The 25,527-nt window shown below is 47.5% G+C and carries 19 protein-coding genes; 7 read left to right on the top strand and 12 right to left on the bottom strand.

Annotation, left to right across the window (positions count from 1 at the left end):
• The first annotated feature begins 189 nt into the window (after positions 1 to 189).
• Entirely contained in the window at positions 190 to 2,631 is a 2,442-nt protein-coding gene (locus tag G5S52_RS13330; protein WP_165014566.1) for a beta-mannosidase, read from the top strand.
• 89 nt (positions 2,632 to 2,720) lie between these two features.
• Here the strand turns inward: G5S52_RS13330 and crr are convergent, their stop codons facing one another.
• From crr to cysZ, 5 genes are all read right to left on the bottom strand, one after another.
• Positions 2,721 to 3,230 (bottom strand): PTS glucose transporter subunit IIA, encoded by a 510-nt coding sequence (gene crr, locus G5S52_RS13325; protein WP_002537936.1) that lies wholly within the window; start codon positions 3,228 to 3,230, stop codon positions 2,721 to 2,723.
• 42 nt (positions 3,231 to 3,272) lie between these two features.
• Positions 3,273 to 5,000, bottom strand: a complete 1,728-nt coding sequence (gene ptsI, locus G5S52_RS13320) for a phosphoenolpyruvate-protein phosphotransferase PtsI (RefSeq protein ID WP_165014563.1) — start codon at positions 4,998 to 5,000, stop codon at positions 3,273 to 3,275.
• 55 nt (positions 5,001 to 5,055) lie between these two features.
• Positions 5,056 to 5,313, bottom strand: a complete 258-nt coding sequence (locus G5S52_RS13315; RefSeq protein ID WP_002537934.1) for an HPr family phosphocarrier protein — start codon at positions 5,311 to 5,313, stop codon at positions 5,056 to 5,058.
• Positions 5,314 to 5,628: 315 nt separating this feature from the next.
• Positions 5,629 to 6,597 (bottom strand): cysteine synthase A, encoded by a 969-nt coding sequence (gene cysK / locus G5S52_RS13310; RefSeq protein ID WP_165014560.1) that lies wholly within the window; start codon positions 6,595 to 6,597, stop codon positions 5,629 to 5,631.
• Positions 6,598 to 6,806: 209 nt separating this feature from the next.
• On the bottom strand, positions 6,807 to 7,568 hold the full coding sequence (gene cysZ, locus G5S52_RS13305) for a sulfate transporter CysZ (protein WP_062663035.1): 762 nt from the start codon (positions 7,566 to 7,568) through the stop codon (positions 6,807 to 6,809).
• Between the two features lie 492 nt (positions 7,569 to 8,060).
• On the opposite strand from cysZ, the gene zipA reads away from it, so the two are divergent.
• A complete protein-coding gene (gene zipA, locus G5S52_RS13300) occupies positions 8,061 to 9,020 on the top strand; it encodes a cell division protein ZipA (protein ID WP_165014556.1) in 960 nt (319 codons plus the stop codon).
• A gap of 74 nt (positions 9,021 to 9,094) precedes the next feature.
• Here the strand turns inward: zipA and G5S52_RS13295 are convergent, their stop codons facing one another.
• The 6 genes from G5S52_RS13295 to G5S52_RS13270 all read right to left on the bottom strand — a co-directional run bounded on the left by G5S52_RS13295 (position 9,095) and on the right by G5S52_RS13270 (position 16,976).
• Entirely contained in the window at positions 9,095 to 10,657 is a 1,563-nt protein-coding gene (locus G5S52_RS13295; RefSeq protein WP_165014552.1) for a lytic polysaccharide monooxygenase, read from the bottom strand.
• Between the two features lie 225 nt (positions 10,658 to 10,882).
• A complete protein-coding gene (locus G5S52_RS13290; RefSeq protein WP_165014549.1) occupies positions 10,883 to 11,404 on the bottom strand; it encodes a protein disulfide oxidoreductase in 522 nt (173 codons plus the stop codon).
• 4 nt (positions 11,405 to 11,408) lie between these two features.
• Entirely contained in the window at positions 11,409 to 13,511 is a 2,103-nt protein-coding gene (locus G5S52_RS13285) for a protein-disulfide reductase DsbD family protein (RefSeq protein WP_165014546.1), read from the bottom strand.
• Positions 13,512 to 13,679: 168 nt separating this feature from the next.
• Positions 13,680 to 14,576, bottom strand: coding sequence for a protein translocase subunit SecF (secF, locus tag G5S52_RS13280; RefSeq protein WP_165014543.1), 897 nt, complete (start codon positions 14,574 to 14,576; stop codon positions 13,680 to 13,682).
• A 2-nt stretch (positions 14,577 to 14,578) separates the two neighbouring features.
• On the bottom strand, positions 14,579 to 16,405 hold the full coding sequence (gene secD, locus G5S52_RS13275) for a protein translocase subunit SecD (protein WP_165014539.1): 1,827 nt from the start codon (positions 16,403 to 16,405) through the stop codon (positions 14,579 to 14,581).
• A gap of 106 nt (positions 16,406 to 16,511) precedes the next feature.
• Positions 16,512 to 16,976: a hypothetical protein gene (locus G5S52_RS13270; RefSeq protein ID WP_165014536.1), complete on the bottom strand. Its 465-nt coding sequence runs from the start codon at positions 16,974 to 16,976 to the stop codon at positions 16,512 to 16,514.
• Between the two features lie 155 nt (positions 16,977 to 17,131).
• Here G5S52_RS13270 and ligA point away from each other — a divergent pair, with 155 nt between their 5' ends.
• The 3 genes from ligA to G5S52_RS13255 all read left to right on the top strand — a co-directional run bounded on the left by ligA (position 17,132) and on the right by G5S52_RS13255 (position 21,467).
• Positions 17,132 to 19,144 carry an NAD-dependent DNA ligase LigA gene (ligA, locus tag G5S52_RS13265; RefSeq protein ID WP_165014533.1) on the top strand — a complete coding sequence of 671 codons (2,013 nt, stop codon included), beginning with the start codon at positions 17,132 to 17,134 and terminating at the stop codon, positions 19,142 to 19,144.
• A 530-nt stretch (positions 19,145 to 19,674) separates the two neighbouring features.
• A complete protein-coding gene (locus G5S52_RS13260; RefSeq protein WP_165014530.1) occupies positions 19,675 to 20,676 on the top strand; it encodes a porin in 1,002 nt (333 codons plus the stop codon).
• A gap of 83 nt (positions 20,677 to 20,759) precedes the next feature.
• Positions 20,760 to 21,467: a DUF2057 family protein gene (locus G5S52_RS13255; RefSeq protein ID WP_165014525.1), complete on the top strand. Its 708-nt coding sequence runs from the start codon at positions 20,760 to 20,762 to the stop codon at positions 21,465 to 21,467.
• An 84-nt stretch (positions 21,468 to 21,551) separates the two neighbouring features.
• On the opposite strand, the gene G5S52_RS13250 is transcribed toward G5S52_RS13255, so the two are convergent.
• A complete protein-coding gene (locus G5S52_RS13250; protein WP_165014522.1) occupies positions 21,552 to 21,725 on the bottom strand; it encodes a hypothetical protein in 174 nt (57 codons plus the stop codon).
• An 875-nt stretch (positions 21,726 to 22,600) separates the two neighbouring features.
• On the opposite strand from G5S52_RS13250, the gene gltX reads away from it, so the two are divergent.
• Together gltX and G5S52_RS13240 are read left to right on the top strand one after the other, a co-directional pair.
• Complete coding sequence (gltX, locus tag G5S52_RS13245) at positions 22,601 to 24,025, top strand: glutamate--tRNA ligase (RefSeq protein WP_165014202.1); 1,425 nt, start codon at positions 22,601 to 22,603, stop codon at positions 24,023 to 24,025.
• Between the two features lie 446 nt (positions 24,026 to 24,471).
• On the top strand, positions 24,472 to 25,473 hold the full coding sequence (locus G5S52_RS13240) for a porin (protein ID WP_165014200.1): 1,002 nt from the start codon (positions 24,472 to 24,474) through the stop codon (positions 25,471 to 25,473).
• Positions 25,474 to 25,527: the final 54 nt, after the last annotated feature.

Raw genomic sequence — 25,527 nt, 5'->3', positions numbered from 1 at the left:
GCCAGATTTTGGAAATGACAATTGGCGGGCATGTGCACGTTTATTCTTCTCGACGACATTTATTATCTGTGGTGTTCTCAGCCCAGTTTTTATGTTTTGAGAGTCGTTGAATGGGCGTGGTAACAGGGACGCTTTGCAGAATCAAGGAACTAGCGGTTCGCGGCATCTCGTTCTATTTGGAGAAATGGCGTGACCCAATTAATACTTGACGGTGAATGGAAACTAGCATCCTTAACAGATGGCAGCATTGTTGCACCGATCCAAATTCCCGGCGATGTTCATAGTGCCTTGTTGGCCTCTGATAAAATCCCTGACCCTTATTACGGCTGCAACGAAACTGACGTTCAATGGGTCAGTGAGCATGATTGGCTCCTGACGAAATCGTTCGAGGTAGATTCATCAACGCTGGAAGCACCTCGTGTTGACCTAATGCTGAGCATGGTCGATACCGTGGCATCTATAGCGGTGAATGGCGAGGTTGTCTTGCTGTGTGCCAATATGTTCCGAGAATATCGCGTTGATGTGCGTCCTTACCTCAAGCAAGGTGAGAACATTCTGGCTGTCACCTTGAAGCGTGCCGATATTGAAGCGAAAGCACGTGCTGAACGTTTGCCATTTCCTGTGCCTTGGGCGGTAGGTAACAATCAAATTCCTCATATGAATACCCTTCGTAAAACCCAATGCCACGCTGGCTGGGACTGGGGGATTTGTCTGCTTGCCAGCGGTATCTATGACAGCGTGAAGCTGCAGCCAATCCACAATATGGCACTCAAAGGAGTTCGTACCGCCCAGCAATGGCAAAGTAACGGTCAGTGTGACCTTACTGTATCGATCGAAGCTGAACGCCTTGGCACTGACTCTGCGTCGATTGAATGCGTGCTGACATCTCCATATGGTGAGTCGCAAAGCACTACCATTTCAGCGGACGCTGAGTCTTTGGCATGTGGTTTCACGATAGCTCACCCAGAGCGCTGGTGGCCAGCAGGGTATGGCAGTCAACCGCTCTACTCACTGACTGTATCGGTTGATGGTCAACAAGTCACCAAACGTATTGGTTTGCGAGAACTCCATCTGGATACCACGAAAGACGAAGCAGGATCGGCAATGACTTTTGTCGTCAATGGCAAAGCGATCATGTCCAAAGGGGCCAATTGGATTCCGTTGGATGCCATGCCGGGATGGCAAACACCAGAACGATACCGCCAACTTTTAGAAGATGCGAAAGCGGCGAACATGAATATGATTCGTGTCTGGGGCGGCGGCATGTATGAGCGCGACTGCTTCTACGAATTGTGCGATGAGCTAGGTCTGATGGTGTGGCAAGATCTCATGTTCGCCTGCGCGCTTTATCCGTCAACGCCTGAATTCCTGAAAGACGTTGAACAAGAAGTCGCGTATCAGGTTCGCCGTCTTAGCGATCATGCCTCTATTGCCCTGTGGTGTGGTGATAACGAAGTCATTGGTGCGATCGGTTGGTATCCAGAGTCGCGTACCAACCGCGAAAAGTACGTGGTGAATTATGATCGCCTTAACCGGGTGCTTCAGGAAGTGGTTGAGCGTGAGGATCCTTACCGCCGTTTCTGGGCGAGTTCGCCTTGTAATGGTGAGTTGGACTTTGGTGATGCCTGGCATGATGACAACAAGGGTGACATGCACTTCTGGGATGTGTGGCACTCAGGAAAGTCCTTTGATGCCTACCACACAGTAAAGCCGCGTTTTTGTAGTGAGTTTGGTTATCAGTCCTGGCCGTCTCTTCCAACAGTGAAAACCTTCGCTTCAGAAGCCGACTGGAACGTCACATCACCGACCTTTGAGCAACACCAGAAAAATGGACGTGGCAACAGCATCATGACGGAGATGTTCACCCGCTACTTCCGCTTCCCGAAAGATTTCGCACAGATGTTATATCTGAGCCAGGTTCAGCAGGCACTGGCAATTAAAACAGCGAGTGAATACTGGCGCGCCAACAAACCACTGTGCCGAGGGATCCTCTACTGGCAACTGAACGACTGTTGGCCGGTGAGCTCGTGGTCAAGCATTGAGTACACGGGGCGCTGGAAGCAACTCCACTATCATGCCAAGCGCTTCTTTGATGCTCAGGCGGCAGTATTTGTGGAAGAGCAAGATGCGTTGGCACTTCGTCTGATCAATGATGAGCACCGGAATGTGGATGCGAAAGGACAGGTAACTTGGTATGACTGGCAAGGCGAAGTGATTGATACCTGGCCGTTTGAAACCAAGCTGGACGAAGATGACAACCAAACAGTTTGGCAATGCGACAGGCAAGTGATTGATGAGCGTAAACATCAGGGCTTCTTCCATGTGGTCATGGAATGTGAAGGCAAGGAGAGCACCAACACCTGGTTTGATGATGTTTATAAGCGCTTGCCACTACCTAAGACCTCAGTGGATGTTGAAATCATAGAAGGGAAGGATGGCTTGCAGCTGTTATTGACGTCAGATCTGCCAGCATTCTTTGTTCACCTTGAGTTTGAAGGCGAGGGGCGCTTCAGTGACAGCAGTTTCACGCTGATGCCATGCTCTCCGGCCACAGTAAACTTCGAAGGCTGTGCTGATGCGGAGACATTGAAAGCAGGGCTGCGTGTTTACCAACTGTCAGAGACGTTTTAAACAAAAAGGGAGGCAATTGCCTCCCTTTCACTTTTTAACAGACACAAAAAAGCGCAGCCTAAGCTGCGCTTTTTCTTGCGATTCAAGAATTACTTCTTGATGCGCAGTACTGGCGTTTCACCAACAGAAACGGCACCAGAAAGCTTGTTCAGCTCTTTGATTTCGTCCATGTTAGAGATAACAACAGGAGTCAGGGTAGACTTCGCTTTCTCTTCCAGCATAGCCAGATCGAATTCGATGATTGGGTCGCCAACTTTAACAGTCTGACCTTCTTCAGCGATGCGCTTGAAGCCTTCACCTTTCAGTTCAACAGTATCAATACCGAAGTGAACGAACAGCTCGATGCCGTCTTCAGATTCGATAGAGAACGCGTGGTTAGTTTCGAAAATCTTACCAATGGTACCGTTTACTGGTGCAACCATTTTGTCGCCAGCTGGTTTGATCGCGATGCCGTCACCAACGATTTTCTCAGCGAAAACAACGTCTGGCACGTCTTCGATGTTTACGATTTCACCAGACAGTGGTGCGATGATTTCGATCGCGCCAGCGTCGTTGCTGTCGTCAGAAACCAGCTTCTTCAGTTTGTCAAACAGACCCATAGTGTTTGCTCCTAAGCGTTATCAATTCTTTGCTGCTGTATCTTAGCAGACAGTTTTCTCTGCAATGAATTTTTCTACATGCTCAGCAATCTCTGCTGCAGTAGGCATTGCCAGTGCTTCTTCCGCCATTGCTTTAACATCAGCAAAGTTAGCATTACGAATGATCTTCTTGATGCGTGGGATAGAGATACCACTCATGCTGAACTCGTCCAGACCCATACCCATCAGAAGCAGCGTTGCACGCTCGTCGCCAGCCAACTCACCACACATGCCGGTCCACTTACCTTCTTTGTGAGAAGCGTCGATAACCTGCTTGATAACGGTCAGTACTGCTGGAGACAGTGGGTTGTAGAGGTGAGAGATCAGCTCGTTACCACGGTCAACCGCAAGAGTATACTGGGTTAAGTCGTTTGTACCAATGCTAAAGAACTCAACTTCTTTTGCAAGGTGGTGAGCGATTGCAGCTGCAGCAGGCGTTTCAACCATGACGCCGATTTCGATGTTCTCGTCAAATGCCAGACCTTCAGCACGCAATTCTGCTTTGTATTCTTCAATCGCTTTTTTCAGCTCACGGATTTCTTCAACAGAGATGATCATTGGGAACATCACGCGAAGTTTACCGTGTGCAGAAGCACGCAGGATAGCACGCAGCTGGTCGCGAAGGATTTCACGACGGTCCAGGCTGATGCGAACTGCACGCCAACCCAGGAACGGGTTCATTTCTTTTGGCAGATCCATGTATGGCAGATCTTTGTCACCACCGATATCCATAGTACGGATAATCACTGGGTGGCCATGCATCGCTTCTGCAACTTCTTTGTACGCTTTGTACTGAATTTCTTCAGTTGGTAGCGCATCGCGGTCCATGAAAAGGAATTCGGTACGGTACAGGCCTACACCTTCGCCACCGTTGCGGTTAACGCCATCACAGTCTTTCACTGTACCGATGTTGCCGCATACTTCCACTTGGTGGCCATCCAGAGTGACAGCAGGCAGGTCTTTCAGTTTTGCCAGCTCTTCTTTCTCTGCGATGAACTCATCACGGATCGCTTTGAATTTGGTCAGTTCTTCTTCGCTTGGGTTGATAACAATCGTGTTGTTGATTGCATCAAGAACGAGCATGTCGCCGTTGTTCACACGCTTGGTGATGTCGTTGGTGCCAACGATCGCAGGCAGTTCCAGAGAACGCGCCATGATAGAAGTGTGAGACGTGCGACCACCGATGTCGGTGATGAAACCCAGCACGTAGTCCAGGTTGATTTGCGCAGTTTCAGAAGGAGTCAGGTCGTTAGCCACCAGAATCACTTCTTCGTTGATTGCGCTCAGGGACACGATGTTGATACCCAGTGCGTTCTTAACAAAACGTGAGCCGATGTCACGAATGTCAGTAGCACGCTCTTTCAGGTATTCGTCGTCCAGAGATTCTAGGGTAACTGCTTGCTCTTCGATAACGCTGTAGATTGCGTACTCGGTAGAAGCATTGTTGTCTTTAATGAAAGCTATGATTTCTTCTTCTAGCTCTTCATCTTCAAGCAGCATGATGTGACCTTCAAAGATCGCTTCTTTCTCTTCACCGAAAGTTTCGCGCGCCTTGTCTTTAATCACTTCAAGTTGCTGTTTAGATTTTTCGCGTGCGTCGTAAAGACGAGCGATTTCTGCGTCTAGCTGGTCAGCTGGAACTGGATTTTTGTTGATGACGATGTCGTCTTCTTGGAGTAGCAGCGCTTTACCAAAAGCAATACCAGGAGATGCCAGGATACCTGAAATCATAGCTTTACCCTACATTGATCAAATTGAAATACTAATGGATAGAAAAAGAGCTGGATTATTCCAGCTCGTCCATCAGCTTAACCAGGTGATCAACTGCTTCTTGAGCTTGTGCACCGTCAGCTTTGATAGTCACAACAGTACCCTTGGTCAGACCCAGAGTTTGCAGCTTGAACAGGCTAGTTGCGCTTGCTTCTTTACCGCCAGACTCTACAGTGATTTTTGCATCGAAGCCTTTCGCTTCTTTTACGAACTGAGCCGCAGGACGAGTGTGCAGACCGTTTTCAGCAGTGATTTCTACTTGCTTTTGATACATGTTTTACCCCGATACATTATTTATTTAGGTTTATGTATTAAATCTTCGGTTAGCTTAAACTGATTGACCAGTTTTGGCTATCGATGGACGGTAAACTAACCAAGATTTGAGTGCCCTAGCTTAATCCAAGTCAAACTTTTGTGACATTTTCGCTCAAAACAACACCTGACTCACACTCGAGGCGATGATTAATTTCGAGGCCGAAAATAAAAGGCGGGGAATTTTTACTAGAGCAGGATTAAAAAATCAAACAAAAAAGCCCCAACGGGCTTTTTGTTGCCAATCATGCGATTGGATTTGGAAGCTCGAGGCCTGTTATTGCTGGTTTTCAAGCTCTGTGAAGATACCAGCGAACAGTGCAGAACTCAGGTAACGCTCACCAGAACTTGGCAGAATCGTTACGATGTTTTTGCCTGCGAACTCAGGCAATTCTGCAATTTTGTTGGCAGCAACAACAGCTGCGCCTGAAGAAATACCCGCCAGGATACCTTCTTCTTCCATCAGACGGCGTGCCATTGCAATCGCTTCGTCAGAGGTAACCAGTACAGTTTTGTCAACCAGAGACAAATCCAGGTTGCCAGGTACGAAGCCTGCACCGATACCTTGGATTTTGTGAGGTGCTGGTTGTACGTCTTCACCATTCACAGTTTGAGTGATAACTGGAGACTCAGCAGGCTCTACTGCAACAGTGGTGATTGCTTTGCCTTTGGTGTTTTTGATGTAACGGCTAACACCAGTCAGCGTACCACCCGTACCTACGCCAGATACGAATACGTCGATTTCGCCTTCAGTATCTTCCCAAATTTCAGGACCTGTGGTCTTCTCGTGGATTTCTGGGTTAGCCGGGTTATTGAACTGTTGCAGCATCAGGAATTTCGCTGGGTCAGCAGCAACAATTTCTTCTGCTTTAGCAATCGCACCTTTCATGCCTTTCGCTGCTTCGGTCAGAACCAAATTTGCACCCAGTGCTTTCAGCAGCTTACGACGCTCAAGGCTCATTGACTCAGGCATGGTCAGCGTCAGTTTGTAACCACGGGCTGCAGCAACATAAGCCAGCGCGATACCTGTGTTACCACTGGTTGGCTCAACCAGTTCAACACCAGGCTTCAGCTTGCCGCTTTTCTCTGCATCCCAAATCATGTTTGCACCGATACGGCATTTAACGCTAAAGCTAGGGTTGCGAGCTTCAATTTTTACCAGCACTTTGCCGTTTGATACACGGTTAAGACGTACAAGCGGCGTGTTGCCGATAGTGGTTGAATTATCTTCGTAAATTTTACCCATCTTCTTCGTTCCTTCGGTTTGCAGGGGATATACGAGTTTTAGAATATCCTGATTTGGCTGAAAGCAAAGTAATCGTTAGTTATATCTTATTGTTATCAGCATGGTTTCAGATGCGGGTAACACTAAATAGTGTATTTAGAAGCAGAAAACACCTTTGCTCCGTCGAGCAAAGGTGTTTTTCCGACGCATTGAGGCGGAGTTAGGAGTCATTAATAGCGGGCAAGATTGCCGCGATATTTATCTACCCACATCGCCGTTGCACCACAGACGGCGGCCGGCATAACAAAAAGGTTGAGAATCGGTGTCATGGTGAAAAACATCACCAAAGCGCCAAAACTCATGGTGGAGCCTTTATTGTCACGCAGCGTGGCTTTCATATTGGGGAAAGAGACACGGTGGTTATCAAACGGGTAGTCACAGTATTGAATCCCCATCATCCAGGCGCTGAACAAAAACCACAGCACTGGGCCGAGTGTTTGGCCAATGGCGGGAATCCACATCAGCAATAACAGACCTAGTGCTTTCGGCAAGTAGTAAGCAAGCTTCTGCCATTCGCGTTTAAACACACGCGGTAAATCTTTAATGATGCCAGCAATGCCATCGTCTGGTGGACGTTTGCCTGTCAGCTTAGCTTCCAAGTGTTCAGCCAACAGGCCGTTGAAAGGGGCCGCAATCCAGTTGGCAACCGTGCTGAAAAAGTAAGAACAAATAACCAATATTGCTATTGCCAGCAGAGGCCACAAGACATATGAGAGCCAATTCAGCATTTCAGGTAGGTAGGATAACCAGCCATTAATCCAATCACTGAGTTGAGAAAGCACAACACCAATTAGGGTACCCATCAAAAGCAGGTTTACGACCAACGGAATAATTACAAAGCGACGGATCCCAGGCGTAAACATGAGGGAAAATCCGCGAAGAAAATAGCTCGCACCAGAAACCGGCTGCTTAGCCATTTGAGTTGGGTTCATAGAATCTCCTTTCCGTGCCTATCCCAAAGGCAAAAATTGAATGTTTTTATTGCTATAGCAGGAACTAAGCCAACTTTGACTTCATTTTACAGGTGACGGCGTATTGATATGAAACCTTGGATTTCCGGGGGGTTAAAACGCAATCTTGATGTTCCAGCTAGCGATGCAGCACCTTTATCGATGCCTCGTGATGAGAGAATGTTAACGTCTAAGACCAGATAATGGCAATTTACGCCACTGGTGAATTATTGAACTGCATCATTGTCAAACAGCATTGTGAAGTGAGTGAAAATGCACATTGGGCGTGTTTTCACTGTCAGAACAGTGACTTTTTCAGTGTTCTCGCGGTATGGACGTTAACTTTCATACGCTTTTTGGTACAGTAGTCAGCAATTTGTATGTGCGACATTGCCAAAGGTTGTACCAAGGTGTTTAGATAGGTTACAACCGCTTGCGGACTCTCGTCGTTAATTGGATAAATGCTGAGATTAAATGATGCAGGAATTGCGCCTTGTTTTAATCATTTTGGGTGCGGTGGCTATCGCCGCGTTGTTGCTTCATGGCTTGTGGACAAGCCGTAAGGAAAAGCCCGCGAAATTTGGCGAAAAGCCAATTGGTAAACTAAGAGAAAAAGATGAGACAGGATTTGATCAGGACGGTATTGGTTCAGTTCGAGTGATCAAGCCTGGTAGTAGCGACAAGCCTAAAACTGAGCGCAAAGAACCAGGTCTGAATTTCGGTGATAAACCTGATGTCGATCCTCTTTTTGCTGGACAGAGTGAAGACATGTCAGCAAAAGAGAAGGATGACGATGTTCCTTTACCGACATTTTCTGCTGACGACAGCGATGCAGACAAAGCAGCTGACGTGCCTGTGCAGTCGATTCAAACACTTCAGGAAGAAGCCCCTGTTGTTGACGCAGTCGCAGAGCCAGTGATTGAAGCACCAGAAAACGTGTCTTTTGTTGAAGATAAAGACGCTTCAGAAACTGTTGTTGATGATGTGGCACAAGTTGAAGAAGCACCAAAAGAGCCAGAGCAGCAGGTACTGATCATGAATGTTCAGGCTGCAAATAACAGTGAGTTTGATGGCGAAGAGCTGATTAACTGCCTTGAACAGCACGGCATGATTTTCGGTGAGATGGAAATCTTCCATCGTCATGCTGATTTGGCTGGTACAGGCAAAGTTTTGTTCAGTGCAGCAAACATGTTTAACCCAGGTAGCTTCCCGCTGGCAACGATTCATCAGTTCACCACACCGGGCATTACCCTGTTTATGACGCTGCCTTGTTACGGTGAAGCCGAGCAGAACTTTAAGCTCATGCTCCAAACTGCCCAACAAGTTGCTGATCAACTTGGTGGTTTGGTTACAGACGATAACCGCAATATGATGACACCACAGCGTCTTGATGGTTATCGTGACAAGATAAAACAGTTCCACGCACACGCCTGATTGAATCTGACAAGACAAAGAAAAACGCCCCTTCAGGGGCGTTTTTTATATCAGCAGCATCAAGGAAGAGTGTGTTATTTCACTTCCGCCCAAGGCCCGCCATTCGTTGGTAGATCGCCTTTGGTCCACCATTTTGCTTTGTAGGTTTTAGTCTCATAAACCACAGTATCGCCGCTGCTGTAGGCAATATCTTTACTCCAGGTTTGGTCGCCTGCACCTTTGTCCGCTACCCATACGGAAGACGTTCCCGGCTCCTCACCTTTGTTCCACCACTGCGCCGTATAAGTTACGCCAAAGTGCGTCACTTTATCGCCAGCCAGATAGGTTGCGTTCGCATCCCAGTTTGTTTCACCGCCAGTGCTGCCGCTGCCTTTCACGTTTACGTTGATCACAGTCTGGGCACTCGCTGTGCCGTCGGTAACTGTCACAGTAATCGTATCGTTAAGGTCTGTGGTGGTGGTTGGCGCGGTGTAACTGATGGTTGCATCATTGCCTGTGACTGTCACAGTGCCTTGGCTGGCACTGAAGGTCAGCGCATCGTTGTCAGCATCTGTCGCTGAAACAGCAATTTGAGTAGATTGACCGCTTTCTACACTCACTGCCAGTGGGGCGTTGAGAACCGGTACGTTGTTCACAACTTCCCGTTTGATATCAAGCTGGAAGGTAGCGCTTTGGTCTTTCACGTAAACCAGATTGCCGTAAAGATCGGCGTTGTCCCAAGACACCAAACCGTCTTGTGAGAGTTTACCAAGGCGAACACCGGTTGAACCATTGTTGATGATATCTGCTAACTGAGCAGCCCAAACCGCTTCGTCTTGGTTTGTCACGTCAATAGCGACCTTTTCGAACACGGTTTCTGTTCCACTTCCATCGAAAACGCGGAACCAAACGGTATCTCCACTATTGGCGTCGTCAGTCGCTTTGACTGCAGCACCAAGGCTTTGCCATGTTGGAACAACGATGTCACCACCAAAGCTGATGTCTGAACAGTTGTAGAAGCCTTCGCCAGCTGGGTCATCGCGCTGCCAGCGTGAATAAAGCACTGCGTTGCCGCTACGGTCTGTTGGCAGGGTGATAGTCATTTGGTAGTACTTTTTCTCGTTGATGGTCACAACGGGTACATTGCCAAATTCCGCAATCAAATCCAGATCTGACCATTTCAATGCATCAGTTGCCGAATTGTAGGCGGCGTTTGAGAGATAGAATTTCCAGAAGCTCGGATTGTGAGGCGTTGATGCACGGTATAGAAGGGTTAGCTTCCCGTTCAAGCTTGGGTCAATCGGTGTGGCTTGCCATTCAGAAGAAGGAATGTCGATACCGGCTTTTTTCGGGTCACCCGCAGAACACAGCGCGCCATCTGGTACGCCCGCTTCAACAGCAACTTGATTGGTGAAATCAGAAACGAGCTTGGCAAACTCCGGCTTTTGCACAAACGGATACCAGCCTGACTCTTTAAAAGCAGCGCGACAAGCGGCGTTCGGGATGGTTGAGCCATCCGTTGATTCCCAGTAGCCACCGTCGCTGTCACAAATTTCCTGACGTGCAGGTGGGTAGTCCATATAGCCGTGTGCAAAGGCGAGTTGAGGCATTGTCGCCGATACCACTGCCACCAAAGGGAGTAGTCGAGTACGTAACATGTTGTTTCCTCTCAGTGTTGGTTGTTTTTGTTGCTTTTTTGTTATTACACACTGATTTGGTTGAAAATTAGGCGGCGGGATTTTGTCGGTTTCTACAAATTAAAGGTGGCTCGAAAAAGGTTTTTGGATTTTTCATAGATATGAAAATGCCCAGCTTGATCAGGAATACATATCACTAATCAATGCTGGGCATATTTTGGGGTGAAGTGTATTAAAAACGGTGGGTTACGCTAACCAAAGTCGAGCCAACAAACCGGGTGGCGTGGTGATACCGGTGGTGATAGATGCGATTTTTCCGTCTTTAACAATCACTATGGTCGGCGTCGCGCGCACGCCCCACATACCTGACAAAGATCCTCTCTCATCATTGATGGTGGCGAATTTCAGGTCGTGATGTTGAAGGTAGGCCTCGACACGATCATTTGAGCCTGAAGTGATCGCAACAGAGACGACCTCATGATCTTCTGCCAACCAATCCACGGTTGGCGTCACAAATTTGCAGGCGCCACACCATGTGGCCCAAAAGTACAAAACCACGGGCTTGTCTTCACTTAGGGCAACTAAATCTATGGTTTCACCTGAAAGATCCTGTAAGGCAACATTAGGCAACTGCTCGTTCGGCATGTCCTGACTGCGCCAAAGATCCACCGCGAATGAAACAACGGAAAACAAGATCACCAGTGTCAGGATTTCCTTTATCCAGAATCCGGGCTGTTTCCATTTGCTCTTGTCTTTCGGAGTGTCCATGGTTTCAACCTCCTTTAGCATGATTGACGGCACGAATGACATCTTCACTCGACAGAACGACAGGAAGCGGAATGCCTTCTGGCGCTGCTGGGCCATAAACAATATTAAAAGGCACACCATAGCGGCCGTATTTACGCAGATAGTCAGTCACATAACCGTTGGGAGATGTCCAATCACCCTGGAGTGTCACCATATCTTCGGCTTGAAGTCTGGAGTAGACGGGCTCTTGCAGTAAAACACCAATTTTGTTCGCTTTGCAGGTGATACACCAATCTGCAGTGACATCCACAAACACAGTGTTTCCTGCATTCACTTCTTGCGCTATCCGCGATTCATCGAGCTTTTTCCACGCCAAATCAGGTGGGAGAGGTGTCACCCATTTAGAGGCTGTAAGGCTTGCAATTACCAGCGTCATAGCCGCCAGCAAAACGCCCACGCCACTGACGATCACTGCTGTTTTTTTTCCGTGAACTTTGTGGGTTCTGGTGATGAAAAAGGCAATGACGATGAAGCTAAGGATGATAAGCCAAAGCAGCGATAAATGATTGGCCAGCAATGTCAGTAGCCAGACGCTGGTTGCGAGCATCATAAGGCCAAATAACCACTTCACTCTGTTCATCCATGCGCCTGGCTTTGGCAATTTCGTTGCTAGGGAAGGCATTGCGGCAACGAGCAACCAAGGCAGCGCCATACCAAAAGCTAGCGCTGAGAAAATCGCAAACAGGGTTGGCGTTGATGCGGTTAGAGCAAACGCAACCGCGGTACCAAGAAACGGTGCAGAGCATGGGGTAGCAAGTAATGTGGCAAACATGCCTTGGGTAAAGTGCCCCACATAGGAGTTATCGCCCCGGGTTGCCAGCCAGGTATTCGCCGAAGAGGGTAGCCTGATCTCGAATAACCCCAACATGTTGGCAGCAAACAGCGTCGTAATTGCCACCATCACACCGATAAACAGCGGGCTTTGGAATTGAATGCCCCAACCGATCGCGTTACCAGTGAGTTTGAGAGTGAGTAGAAAGGCCGCGAGTAGCCAAAATGAAAACAAGATACCCGCCGCTGAGGCAAGAAATTGTTTACGTATTTGTACTTGCGCCAGACCCTGAGCGGTAATCATGGTGCTGAGTTTTAGGCCAAGCACCGGCAACACACAAGGCATGATATTAAGAATAAGCCCGCCTAGCAGCGCGAAGGCAATGGCAGACGCAAAGGAAAAATCCGGTACTGACTCAACAATGGTTCCCGCCTTTGCCGAGATTTCGTGCTCAGCCAGAAAATCCCTATCGATAAAGGTGAGCTTTATCGCTTCATCTGCCAGCGCAGGTTTTCCCATCCAACTGCTGGCGGAGTAGGTAGCGGTGACGGTCTCACCATTCACTGAAATTGTTGGCACAGAAAAAGCCACATCGGTTAGTGCGTCCGAACTGCCATCAACAATGATGTCGGGTGATTGCCAATCGACAGCTTTACTTGCGGAAACTTGCAGTTGTTGTTTTGTATCATCCCATATGGCGCTGATATTTTTCAGTTGAGGTGATGCTTTAGGGACTTGGCTAGCGGCCTGTGCATGCGTGTGCAGCAACTCTGCATTGGGCTTTAGATTGTCTGGTGTAAATGCCAGTTCAAACTCGTAGTCGGTGAGCACACACACTGTGGTACAGGAAGAGACCGTTAAGGTACCTGCAAAATTTGCGGGTTTGTTGATGTCCTCAACGTATAGCGTGATGGGAAAAATGATATCGCCTGTGTAGCCCAGCGTATCAATACCCAACAAATCGAAACGCTGTGGGGCAGGCCATTGCCAGTCCACCTCTTTGATGTTGTCTGAAGCGTGCCAGTTCAGACTCGGCGCCACGCCGCCTTCTCCGGGAGAGCGCCAGTAGGTTTTCCAGTCACCGGAGAGGTTGATTTCCAGAAAGCCTTGAACGGCGTTGGTTGATTCATTGACATTGCCAGTCAGCGCAACGCGGGCTTTGACCGGTGGATGAGCCGGGTTTGTTAGCCATCCGGTATCTGGTGTCTGGGCTTTCACTAGTAGCGACACAAAAAACATCAAAGCCAGTAAAGCGATGAGCCATTGCGTGCGTGATAGAAAAGATTCGTAATGCATGTCCTGAAACACTAATCGACTATTGTTGGGCATTGTCTTGAGCAACCTGAATGATTGCAAGTGACAGTCATTCCTAATATGTAAGTGACCGTGTTCGTTAGACATTGCTTACAGGATGATGGAGTGGAGATAAAAAAGCCCGCAGAAGCGGGCTTGGGAGGATAAGTATTAAGGTGCGTCAGACACCGGTGTTGGCATGTAATGTTCGGGACGCAGATTCGTCATTTCCGGAATAATGGTCGCGACCGTCATGGTTGACCAGGTACCGGCGACAATACCGATAAACATGGTGATGGAGAAACCATATAGTGGCTCTCCCCCCAACAGCCACAGTGACCCCACTGAAATCAGTGTGGTTCCTGAAGTGATGAGAGTGCGGGACATAGTAGAAGCAATCGCGCGGTTGTTGAGCTCTGCGATTGGCAAGGTCACGTTCGCTTTCAGCAGTTCCCTGATCCGGTCAGAGATAATGATCGAGTCATTCAGCGAGTAACCCAGCACGGCCAAGAGTGCAGCCAACACTGTCAGATTGAACTCCATCCCTGTGATAGAGAAAAAGCCCAGCAGGAGAACGACATCATGTACCAGTGCCAAGAGTGCGCCTGACGCCAAGCGCCACTCGAAGCGGAAACTCAGGTAACCCAGAATCACCAGCAGAGTAATAAGCACAGCCAATCCACCTTGCTCTGCGAGTTCTTGACCAACTTGTGGGCCGACCAGACTGACGTTAATCATTTCAACAGTTTGAGAGAATGATTCGAGGATAGGTTTGAGTTCAGGCTGTTCACTCAATTTCTCCGGCGCGGCGTAACGAAGTACCCAATCACCGGCTTCTCCGGCTGATACCACGGTGACGGGTTGTTGGAGTGCTGCTTCAAGCTTGTCCTGAATTTGGTTGGCAGTCAGCGTTGAGTCAAGTTGAACTTCACTGATCATACCGCCGGTAAAGTCGAGACCGAAATTGAGGCCTTTGGTGCTCAAGGTAAAGATAGAAAGCACCATGAGTACACAGGAAATCAGGCTGCCAATACGGCGAAGTTTTGTTGCATTTTTCATCGTAATCATCGTTATACCCTCACACCGCGACGTGAATCTCTACCCCAAACCAGATTGATCACTGCGCGAGACGCGAAGATTCCGGTAAACATACTGGTCAACAAACCTAAGCCCAATGTCAGAGCAAAACCTTGGATAGGGCCATTACCAATGGCATACAAGGTTGCAGCTGAGATAAGTGTGGTGATGTTAGAGTCGAGGATAGTGGCGAACGCACTGCTGAAACCCAAATCAATCGACTGAGCCAGGCTTCTTCCTTCACGGACTTTCTCTTTAATTCGTTCGAAGATCAGAACGTTGGTATCCACCGCCATGCCGACGGTAAGCACAAGACCTGCGATACCCGGAAGTGTAAGTACTGCGCCAGGAAGCAGGGCAATCAGACCCAGTAACATCACCATATTGACGACAAGGGCGAGGTTTGCCACCCAGCCAAGCTTGCGGTACCACACTGCCATAAACAGCAGGGTTAAGCCCATCCCCATTGCCAGCGCAGCAAAGCCGTTTTGAATGTTTTCAGCCCCTAAAGAAGGACCAATGGTGCGTTCTTCGACGATGGTTACTGGTGCAGTGAGAGAACCAGCACGCAGCAGCAGCGCCAAATCCTGCGCTTCAGGCAGGGTGCCAACGCCGGTAATACGGAAACGGTTACCCAGTTGGGACTGAATGGTCGCGACGCTGATGATGGACGTTTCTTGCTCAGTTTTATCTTCTGCATTGCGGCTGTATTCGCTGTAAGCGGTCGCCATAGGTTTGCCGATATGCTGTGCTGAGAAGTCAGACATTTTCTTACCGCCGGTCGAATCCAGCGAAATGTTCACTTCCGGCATGCCCATTTCACCCATGCTGGCGCGTGCATCGACAATGTGCTCACCTGACAGAACCGGCTTACGGTTGACATGCACCGGGCGACCGTTTTGCTCTGGGATCACCATAGAGCCAGGTTTGTAATCACTCACCACTTCATAGAACGCAAGACTTGCGGTTGCACCAATCACATTTTTGGCGGCGGCAGGGTCTTGAACGCCTGGCAGTTCGATACGGATGCGGTGTTCGCCCTGGCGCTGAACAGCTGCTTCTGTGATGCCGAGCTCCTCAATACGAGATCGCATGGTTTGCAGGTTCTGTTGCACAGTTAGGTTAGTGAGCGTTTGCTTTTCCGCTTCTTTCAAACTCATGGTCAGGGTGTTGTCACCGCTGCCTTTTACTTCCCATTGCGGATATTGTTCGCGGAGGAATTGGCGCAGCTCGCCTTCAGAAGCACTGGATGGTGCAACGATTTTTAAGTCACCATCGGCATTAACCTGAACCCGCACACCGCGGACGCGAAGCGCGCGCGCGTGCTCGCGGACCGCATCAGCGGCCTGTGTTGCATGAGCATGGAAAACTTGCTGCATGTCGACATCCAGCAGGAATTGCACACCGCCGCGAAGGTCAAGACCAAGCTTGATTGGCTTGAATCCCATGTCCAGCAGCCAGGCTGGTGCTGCTGGCACCATGGCCAGTGTCACGGTGTCATCTTCCGGCATACGTTTTGCCAAAATCTGCTTAGCCGCATTTTGTTGGGACGCATTGTCCAGCACCACGGTGGTTTTGTTACCTTGTTGGTCAATACGCGTCACGTCGACATCTTTGTTATCCAAGATGGCTTTGATCGCGACAGCCGATGGCGTATTCCCTTTGTGGGAAATCATGATAGCCGGGCTTTCGCCAAACCAAGACGGCAGGGCGCTGAACAACATAATGATGATGGTGGTGATCAGCACCACGTATTTCCATGCAGGATAGTGATTTAACAGAGTCGTTCGACCTGTTCTTTTTTGAGTTGTTTTTTGCATAGCTCTCGCTCGTCACCGCAAAACATTTACGGCAAATACGTCAAATCTTTAGTCCACTGCGTGGACGTGTTTAGTTCGCCGATGGAAATCAGCTGGGATTTGAAGTTCAGGCTTGAGCTTGAGAAATGAATCGGTATTGCAGGTTGGAATCTTTCCAGCCAGCGATACGGTGTCTGGTCGCAGGGGGAGAGCGAGTCCAGTCTTGCCAGTGGCTGAAAGTGTCATCGTAATGATAGTAATCAAGCAAAGTGGCAACGTTTGCCAGCTCGATAACGAGTTCATATTCGGGTTCAGTGTTGGCAAGCCTTTCTGGCAGCCAGGAACCGTTCCTGAGTAAAGTGGATAAACTAGGTGTGAGCGATTTGGCTGGCGCCCTGTGCTCAGCATTTAACGAAGTGAGCGCATCTTGTGCTGACGTCTGGATTTCATGCGGAGTGACTACCAGACAGTTTGAGTGAGCACTGTTTGTGTCGACAGAGTCTGTCGCGAATGATGGCAGCGAAAAAAAGACAAGCAGCAACGCGAGCAAAGCGCCCAAACTGCCGTTGTGTCTTAATGCGTTACCCTTCATGAGTGTCACTCAATGATAAATCTGACAGCATCATAATCGCATGGGTGCATTATCAACAAGCGGTATTTTCGCGCCTTGTGGGAGTTCGGGTATACTGGCCCACATTCTCAATATCTAAGCCACTAAAAAGTGGTGAAGCAAATTAGGCAGCATTGATGACCACGGAAATTCAACAAAAACTGCAGTCGCTGAAAACGCAGCTTAACTATCACGGCCACCTTTACTACGTCGAAGACAAACCCGAACTTCCGGATGCGGAATATGACCGCATGATGCAAGAACTGCTGGCGATAGAAGCCGAGTATCCAGAGTTGATGACGGCAGATTCGCCAAGCCAGCGTGTTGGTGGTGCCCCGCTAGGTGCCTTTGAACAGGTTCGTCACGAAATTCCAATGCTGTCTCTCGACAATGCCTTCGGTGATGAAGAGCTTGAAGCATTTGAAAAGCGCATGAAGGACAGGCTGAACATCTCAGGTGATTTCATTTTCAGCTGTGAGCCTAAGCTGGATGGTCTGGCAGTGAGCTTGATGTATGAGAATGGTGTTCTGGTACAAGCCGCTACCCGTGGTGACGGTGCGACAGGTGAGAACATCACTCACAATGTCCGTACCATCCGCAATGTTCCCTTGCAGCTTCAAGGGGAAGGCTGGCCTCAGCGTTTGGAAGTGCGTGGCGAAGTCTTCATGCCTAAGGAAGGCTTTGAAAAACTTAACGAAAAAAATATCAAAAAAGGTGAAAAGGCGTTTGCGAATCCGCGTAATGCCGCGGCCGGAAGCCTTCGTCAGCTAGACCCGAAAATTACCGCAACCCGTCCCCTTCGTTTCTATGCATATTCAGTGGGTGTGATGTCCGAAGCGTTTGGCGATTCCCATATCGGTCGTTTAGAACAACTGAAAAACTGGGGCATCCCACTCAGCCCGGAAGTCAAAAAAGTCGAAGGCATCGAAAACGTCAAAACCTACTATCAGGATATCGGCGCACGCCGCAATGACTTGCCGTATGAAATTGACGGTGTGGTGATCAAAGTTGATGCCATTGATACTCAAGAGCGTTTAGGTTTCGTCGCCCGGGCACCACGCTGGGCCATTGCCTACAAGTTCCCTGCTCAGGAAGAAATCACGGTATTACAAGATGTCGAATTTCAGGTTGGCCGCACCGGTGCTATTACGCCGGTTGCTAAACTGGAGCCTGTGTTTGTCGGCGGGGTAACCGTTTCCAATGCCACATTGCATAACGCGGATGAGATTGCGCGTCTTGGCGTAAAAGTTGGCGATACCGTCATTATTCGTCGTGCTGGTGATGTGATCCCGCAAATCGTTAGCGTCGTGGATAGTCGTCGACCCGATGATGCAAAAGACGTGATATTCCCTGATGCTTGTCCAGTTTGCCAATCTCACGTTGAACGCGTGGAAGGTGAAGCAGTTGCTCGCTGTACCGGTGGTTTGATTTGCCGTGCACAACGTAAAGAGGCCATTAAGCATTTCTCTTCGCGTAAAGCCCTGGATATCGATGGGCTTGGCGACAAAATTGTAGAGCAGCTAATTGAGAAAGAACTGATTAAAACACCGGCTGACTTGTTTAAGCTCACCGCGGGACAAGTCACCATGCTCGACCGTATGGGACCTAAATCTGCACAAAACCTTGTAGATGCGCTGGCTAAAGCGAAAGAAACCACACTGCCTCGATTTATTTACTCTCTGGGCATCAGGGAAGTAGGAGAGGCAACGGCAGCAAACCTGGCTAACCACTTCTTCACGTTCGAGGGGATTCGTGAAGCGACAGAAGAACATTTAGTCGAAGTACAAGATGTGGGCGTCATAGTCGCTAAACATGTGGTGAACTTCTTTAACGAAGAGCATAACAAAGAAGTGATTGACGCTTTGCTGGAAAGTGGCATTACTTGGCCTGCTATTGAACAGCGTGACGAAAATGAACCTCAACCATTGGCGGGTAAAATTGTTGTATTGACCGGAACCCTGTCGCAAATGTCTCGCAACGATGCAAAAGCAGCGCTTCAAGCATTGGGAGCAAAAGTGACGGGCAGCGTTTCTGCAAAAACCGATCTCTTGATTGCAGGTGAAGCAGCCGGCTCTAAGTTGGCTAAAGCACAGCAGCTTGGCATTGAAATTTTAGATGAAGACGGAATGGTGAGACTGCTGTCACGTTAATTCCATCAAATACAAACCCGCCACAAACGCCAGCATCATGCTGGCGTTTTTTATGCCCCGCCCTAAGCGCTTTTGCGATCCATTTCAGATATTTCACGAGATGAAATTTGGCCGTTAAAACGACTGGAAATTCATTTCTTTGTCTCGAAAATGAATATGTGATAACGATCTCAATACAGTCTTTTTGGTATTTTTATCGCTAGCGCTATGGCAGTAAACAATTGAATTTAAAGGTTTTATGTTTTTGTTTTTATGTGTTTATCTAAATAAGGGATCTCGATCACGAACATGGATGGAACTTTGCACCGAGTCATATTTTTTTAATAACAAATAAAGTTCTCGTTGATGTTTTTTCAGGTGAAAGTAGTCTGAGACTCATCGGTTGAGGGAGAGTTCAATCGGTGACAACAAATCTAAAACGATGAATTTGAGTCGTTTTAGAAAATCGAATAAACGAGTCATTGCTTCGGCGGCCAACCATAACGGCGATGACTTGGAATTCTGAAAAATCCCTTTAGGAGTTATTTTCCATGGAAAAAATGTTCAAACGCGCTCTACTTGGTACAGCGATCGCTGCAGTAGCTGCAGCTGGCTCTGCAAACGCAGCAGTTCAACTGGCTGGTGAAAACTTCGAAATTTACGGTACTGCAGCAGCGTACAACATGTTCGATTCACCAAAAGCAAGCGGCTCTGATTCAACTAACACTGTTGGTATCGAATCTAAAATCGGCTTCAAAGGCAAGCACGTTTACGAAGACTTCGGCCCTGACTTCCTGTGGCAAATCGAGTCTGGTTGGGCATCTCACGCAGATTCATCTTGGGCATCTGATCGTGGTCTGCTAGGTGGTCGTGATACGTTCATCGGTCTGGGCTTTGATTTCGGTAACCTGAAAATCGGTCGTATGACCCACGCTTCTTACGACATCGTTGACTGGCCACACTCTAACCCAGGTCTGGGTAATGTGTTTGACTGGAACAACGACCTTGGCGCTGGCTTCCAAGACCGTGCAGATAACATGATCCGTTTTGAATCTGCAGCAATGGGCCCAGTCAAGTTCAACGTGACCGCTTCAGGCATGGAAAGCTCTACTTCTGATATCATCACTTCTGCGGCTGTATACTTCACTCAAGATAAGTTTGGTCTGCACGCTGGTATCTACAGCCGTGGTGAAGCGGAAGATAACTCATTCGAAGAGCATTCTTACGCAATCGTAGGTGGTAACGTTTACCTGGATAAACTGACTCTGTCTGCTGCATACAAGCTGATGGAATACGGTGATAACGATCAAAGCGCTATCTCTGCAACTGCACAATACTTGTTTACTGACAAGTTGCTGGCGAAAGTAGGCTATGCATCGACTGACGACGCTGAAGGTACTACTGGCACTTCAGACCAAGCAATCACTGCACGTCTGGGTTACCTGCTGCCAAGCACTTACCTGTACATGGATGTTCGTAACTACGACATGAATGACAGCGATGAATCAGCAGACACTACTCGTCTTCTGATTGGTGCAGAATACTACTTCTAAGCTCAGTTATAAGTTGTTAATAACATAAGCTTTTTGTGCGGGCGCCCTATGGTGCTCGCATTTTTCTTAGAGAGGACTAAATAATGGGATTATTGAGAAAAACAATTGCAACAACGGCTATAATGGCATCATTTAGTTCTTTTGCTGCAGTTAATGTTGAGTTCGATGTAGCTATTGAACCAATGCTAGTTAATGGGGAGGAGGTTAGCTCCCTGCTTACACAAATGACCAAGGTGGAATTACCTGACGGCCCAAACCAGTTAGTGGTGAGAGTTTCAAAACTCATCAGAGAGAACGGTGTTTTCACTAAGTTTAAGTCCGAGCCAGTTGTGATGACTTTTGATGTGTCAAACGCCGATATCATGGTTGAGCCTGGTAAGAAGTTTACTTCTGTACAGGAAGTGGGTGATTTTGAAACCAAACCTACACTGAAGCTTTCATATAAGAATGGTGAGTCGTTGAATGCCCATACTGGAGTACTGACACGAGGTAAAGGGATTTTACGTGATTACGGTGATGAGCTTGCTGCTTACAACATGGCAAATGATTACACCTTTTCTTTTGCTCGCAAGACTACAGAGACAGCGGCAGCTCTTGAGGAAACACTGATTGCTGTCACCCAGAGTGAAGTGGCTGCAGATGCAGCTCTCGTTAAGAAGACCAAGGAAAGCCAAGAAGGCGTGAAAATCTCATTGCGAGAAACGGTAAAGGTCGAGAGTTTAAAAGGGCAGTTTAAAAGCTTAACGCCGACTGAGAAAAAAGAGTTCTTATCTTGGGCGATTATGCAATAACGTTAAACGAAAAAACCAGTGTGTTTACACTGGTTTTTTACTTCTGAGCCTTTCCTTGGGCCAGAACATGGCTTGCTACGTTGCTCAGTGTTTTCCACCAGTTACTTTGCAGTAACCAATGGGGACGTAGTTTGTCATTCCGCCAGAATAAACACACTCTACATTTTTGCCGAGGCCTGCTCCTTGCGATTCGCCCGACTGGGCCGAAGCATTGAACGCCAGCAAAGCACTTACGACTGCAAAAAAGATAATCTTCATTGAAGTTTCTCCAAGTTTTATTTTTAGGATATAAGCATTTAGTAGCGATGCTCACAACTAAAGTATGTAGAGAGATAAAGAAAGATCAAAAATTAAATTCTGTTTCTATTTAATTTTCTTAGTAAATTTTCCAAGTAAAAAATATTAAATAACCATTGGTATAAATGTGTCTCATCGTTTTTATTGCTTACTATTTATTGGTTGATGAGGTTTTTCGAGTGCATGAAACTACCATTTTTTTGATGAGAAATATTTCAAGGTAATGAATAAATTTAAAATATTCTTTTGTTTTTTTATAGTTGGCATTTGAGGTCTCAATGATAGTTCCGCCAACTCTTTCAGTCACCATGCCGTCAGAGTAACTGGTTGCCGGGAGCGCCATATACAAAGCCATTGTAGTGTGATTGAAGATGAAACAGACGGCACAATGCCGAATGATATGCCGATAAAATTTAAGACTGTCTGTAGGGTAAGCTGGACTTTATATAAAAATTACACTTTTTGCATAATCTTTATCTGTATTGTTTTAAAAAGAAAATAGGCTTCATTACTTTAATGACTTTTTTGCTCTCGTGAAAGAATGAATGAAAGATATTTTAAAGGCAAACTTAACTCGAGTTTGGTTACGCTACTGTATATATCTGTTAATGCGATCAGTGGTCGGCTAATAGATAAGGTGGTCAGTTGCAAAATAGATTTAATAGCTCCTTAATCAATGACTTTCGTTTAGTCAGCATTTTGTAGATGAATAGGGTGCGGAATCAACTTGGGGCAGTATCGAGGCAATGATTGTCCCCAAGCGCTTGTGCGCTTACAATAGCGCCCTATCGGAAACATCCGCTCAATTCAACAACGCCGAACGTTATAGGATTAACATGACTGTTAAAACTCGTTTTGCTCCAAGCCCAACAGGCTTCTTGCATGTAGGTGGTGCGCGTACTGCACTGTATTCTTGGCTTTGTGCCAAACACGCTGGTGGTGAGTTTGTCCTTCGAATCGAAGATACCGACCTGGAACGCTCAACCCAAGAAGCTATCGATGCAATCATTGAAGGCATGGAGTGGCTAGGGCTTGATTGGGACGAAGGACCTTACTATCAAACTAAACGCTTCGATCGCTACAACGAAGTTGTTGAACAGTTACTTGCAGAAGATAAAGCATACAAATGTTATGCGCCAAAAGAGCTGCTGGATGAAATCCGCGAAGAGCAAATGGCTGCCGGTGTAAAGCCGCGTTATGATGCAGGCCATCCTAAAGTGGTTGCAGCGAATGAAGCGGCGACAGAAGACTCACCATTTTGTATTCGTTTCCGTAATCCGAAAGAAGGCTCCGTGGTTTTTGATGACAAAATCCGTGGTCGCATCGAAATCGCAAACAGTGAGTTAGATGATCTAATTATCCGCCGAACTGATGGCAGCCCGACATACAATTTCTGTGTGGTCATTGATGACTGGGATATGGGGATTACTCAGGTTGTTCGTGGTGAAGATCACATCAACAATACTCCTCGCCAAATCAACATTTACAAAGCTATTGGTGCGGCAGTACCAGAATTCGCACATTGCTCAATGATCCTGGGTGATGATGGCGCAAAGCTCTCAAAACGCCATGGCGCAGTGAGTGTGATGCAGTACCGAGATGAAGGTTACCTCCCACAGGCACTGCTGAATTACCTTGTTCGCTTGGGATGGTCTCACGGCGATCAGGAAATCTTCTCTCTAGATGAAATGATTCAGTTGTTCAATCTTGAGTCGGTTAGTAAGTCGGCTTCTGCATTCAACACGGATAAACTGCTTTGGTTGAACAACCACTACATCAAGACGTCTGAGCCAGAGTATGTAGCGAAATACCTACAGTGGCATCTTGATGCGAAAGAAATTGATGTTAGCAACGGCCCGGCTATCACTGATGTGATCAAGCTTGTTGGAGAGCGCTGCAATACCTTGATTGAACTCGCCGACCAATGCCGTTACTTCTACCAAGACTTTGAAGAATTTGAAGCGGGTGCGGCGAAAAAGCACCTTCGCCCAGTCGCAAAAGAAGCTTTAGAGTTGGCACTAAGTAAAGCTGAGTCTATTGAAGAGTGGAACACTGAAAACCTCCACCAACTTATCGCTGACGTTTGCAATGAGCTCGAGTTAGGGATGGGTAAAGTGGGTATGCCACTTCGTGTTGCTGTGACTGGTCAAGGTCAATCACCATCCGTTGATGCTGTGATGAGCTTGATTGGTAAAGAGCGTGTCTTGTCCCGAATCAAACAGGCTATTGAGTTCATCGCTGCGCGTGAAGCTCAACAGTAAGCACTTTTAAACAAATCAGTGAAGCCCCGTCATTGGTGATGGGGCTTTTTTTTTGCCTCTTGGTCTGTGCCAACCCAGAAATGAATGCGAAACAGATCGACTAATTGTCCTTGAGGAAAATGAAGATTGAGTTCTCTGTTTTTCTTTTCTGGGAAATGATGAGATCTGTGTCATGCCAATAACCCTCCAGCTAAAAATTACTTTCTTTTATATTTTTATGCCCCCTTCATCCTTTTGTTTTTAAAGTGTTTTGATCGTTTTATCTTTTAATTTTGAACCAATTCAAACTTCATTCAGATACGGATTTTTTTTTTATCGTTCCGAATTAAGCTTCTCCACGTTGATAAATTACATCAATAAACAAACCCGGTGCCGTTTGCTTTCGGCGGCCAACTAGAAGCAAGCGTAACTCTCTACCGGTAAAAAACTTATTTAAGGAGTTATCCATGGATAAAATGTTTAAACGCACTCTAATCGGTGCAGCGATCGCTACTATGGCAGCTGCAGGTTCAGCAAACGCAGCAGTTCAACTGGCTGGTGAAAACTTCGAAATCTACGGTACCGCAGCAGCGTACAACATGTTCGACTCCCCAGCAGCAAGCGGCAAAGATTCTAACAACACTGTTGGTATTGAATCTAAAATCGGCTTCAAAGGTAAGCACGTATACGAAGATTTTGGTGCAGATTTTCTGTGGCAAATCGAGTCTGGCTGGGCTTCTCACGCTGACTCAGCATGGGCATCAGACCGCGGTATCCTAGGTGGCCGTGACACATTCGTTGGTTTGGGCTTTGATTTCGGTAACCTGAAAATTGGTCGTATGACTCATGCAGCTTACGACATCGTTGACTGGCCACACTCTAACCCTGGTCTGGGTAACGTGTTCGATTGGAACAATGATCTGGGCGTGTCTTTCCAAGATCGCGCGGACAACATGATCCGTTTTGAATCTGCTGCAATGGGCCCAGTGAAGTTTAATGTCACTGCTTCTGGCATGGAAAAATCAACTTCTGACATCATTATGTCAGCGGCAGTTTACTTCACTCAAGACATGTATGGCCTGCACGCAGGTTACTACAACCGTGGCGAAGCAGAAGATAAATCTTTCGTTGATCACTCTTACGCAATCGTAGGCGGTAACCTGTACCTGGACAAACTGACTCTGTCTGCTGCATACAAGATGATGGAAGCTGATGGCGACAATCAGAATGCAATTTCTGCAACTGCTCAGTACATGTTTACTGACAAGTTCCTGGCGAAACTTGGCTATGCATCAACAGACGACGCTGACGGTACTACCGATACTGCCGACCAAGCAATCACTGCGCGTTTAGGTTACCTGCTGCCAAGTACTTACCTGTACATGGATGTGCGTAACTATGACTTCAATGAAAGTGACGAATCAGCAGACACTACTCGTCTTCTGATTGGTGCAGAATACTACTTCTAAGCCCCGTTATAAATTTTAATAACGTGGAGCTTTTTGTGCGAGTGCCTTCCGGTG

This window comes from Grimontia sedimenti, assembly GCF_011045095.1.
GTDB lineage: Bacteria > Pseudomonadota > Gammaproteobacteria > Enterobacterales > Vibrionaceae > Enterovibrio > Enterovibrio sedimenti.
The sequence above is the reverse complement of the archived record's forward strand: the minus strand, read 5'-3'. Positions and strand labels throughout refer to the sequence as shown.

What these genes read in the sequence shown, in the direction of transcription:
- crr (WP_002537936.1), bottom strand. Translation starts at nt 3,230, where the DNA reads ATGGGTCTGTTTGACAAACTGAAGAAGCTGGTTTCTGACGACAGCAAC.
- ptsI (WP_165014563.1), bottom strand. Translation starts at nt 5,000, where the DNA reads ATGATTTCAGGTATCCTGGCATCTCCTGGTATTGCTTTTGGTAAAGCG.
- G5S52_RS13315 (WP_002537934.1), bottom strand. Translation starts at nt 5,313, where the DNA reads ATGTATCAAAAGCAAGTAGAAATCACTGCTGAAAACGGTCTGCACACT.
- cysK (WP_165014560.1), bottom strand. Translation starts at nt 6,597, where the DNA reads ATGGGTAAAATTTACGAAGATAATTCAACCACTATCGGCAACACGCCG.
- cysZ (WP_062663035.1), bottom strand. Translation starts at nt 7,568, where the DNA reads ATGAACCCAACTCAAATGGCTAAGCAGCCGGTTTCTGGTGCGAGCTAT.
- zipA (WP_165014556.1), top strand. Translation starts at nt 8,061, where the DNA reads ATGATGCAGGAATTGCGCCTTGTTTTAATCATTTTGGGTGCGGTGGCT.
- G5S52_RS13295 (WP_165014552.1), bottom strand. Translation starts at nt 10,657, where the DNA reads ATGTTACGTACTCGACTACTCCCTTTGGTGGCAGTGGTATCGGCGACA.
- G5S52_RS13290 (WP_165014549.1), bottom strand. Translation starts at nt 11,404, where the DNA reads ATGGACACTCCGAAAGACAAGAGCAAATGGAAACAGCCCGGATTCTGG.
- G5S52_RS13285 (WP_165014546.1), bottom strand. Translation starts at nt 13,511, where the DNA reads ATGCATTACGAATCTTTTCTATCACGCACGCAATGGCTCATCGCTTTA.
- secF (WP_165014543.1), bottom strand. Translation starts at nt 14,576, where the DNA reads ATGATTACGATGAAAAATGCAACAAAACTTCGCCGTATTGGCAGCCTG.
- secD (WP_165014539.1), bottom strand. Translation starts at nt 16,405, where the DNA reads ATGCAAAAAACAACTCAAAAAAGAACAGGTCGAACGACTCTGTTAAAT.
- G5S52_RS13270 (WP_165014536.1), bottom strand. Translation starts at nt 16,976, where the DNA reads ATGAAGGGTAACGCATTAAGACACAACGGCAGTTTGGGCGCTTTGCTC.
- ligA (WP_165014533.1), top strand. Translation starts at nt 17,132, where the DNA reads ATGACCACGGAAATTCAACAAAAACTGCAGTCGCTGAAAACGCAGCTT.
- G5S52_RS13260 (WP_165014530.1), top strand. Translation starts at nt 19,675, where the DNA reads ATGGAAAAAATGTTCAAACGCGCTCTACTTGGTACAGCGATCGCTGCA.
- G5S52_RS13255 (WP_165014525.1), top strand. Translation starts at nt 20,760, where the DNA reads ATGGGATTATTGAGAAAAACAATTGCAACAACGGCTATAATGGCATCA.
- G5S52_RS13250 (WP_165014522.1), bottom strand. Translation starts at nt 21,725, where the DNA reads ATGAAGATTATCTTTTTTGCAGTCGTAAGTGCTTTGCTGGCGTTCAAT.
- gltX (WP_165014202.1), top strand. Translation starts at nt 22,601, where the DNA reads ATGACTGTTAAAACTCGTTTTGCTCCAAGCCCAACAGGCTTCTTGCAT.
- G5S52_RS13240 (WP_165014200.1), top strand. Translation starts at nt 24,472, where the DNA reads ATGGATAAAATGTTTAAACGCACTCTAATCGGTGCAGCGATCGCTACT.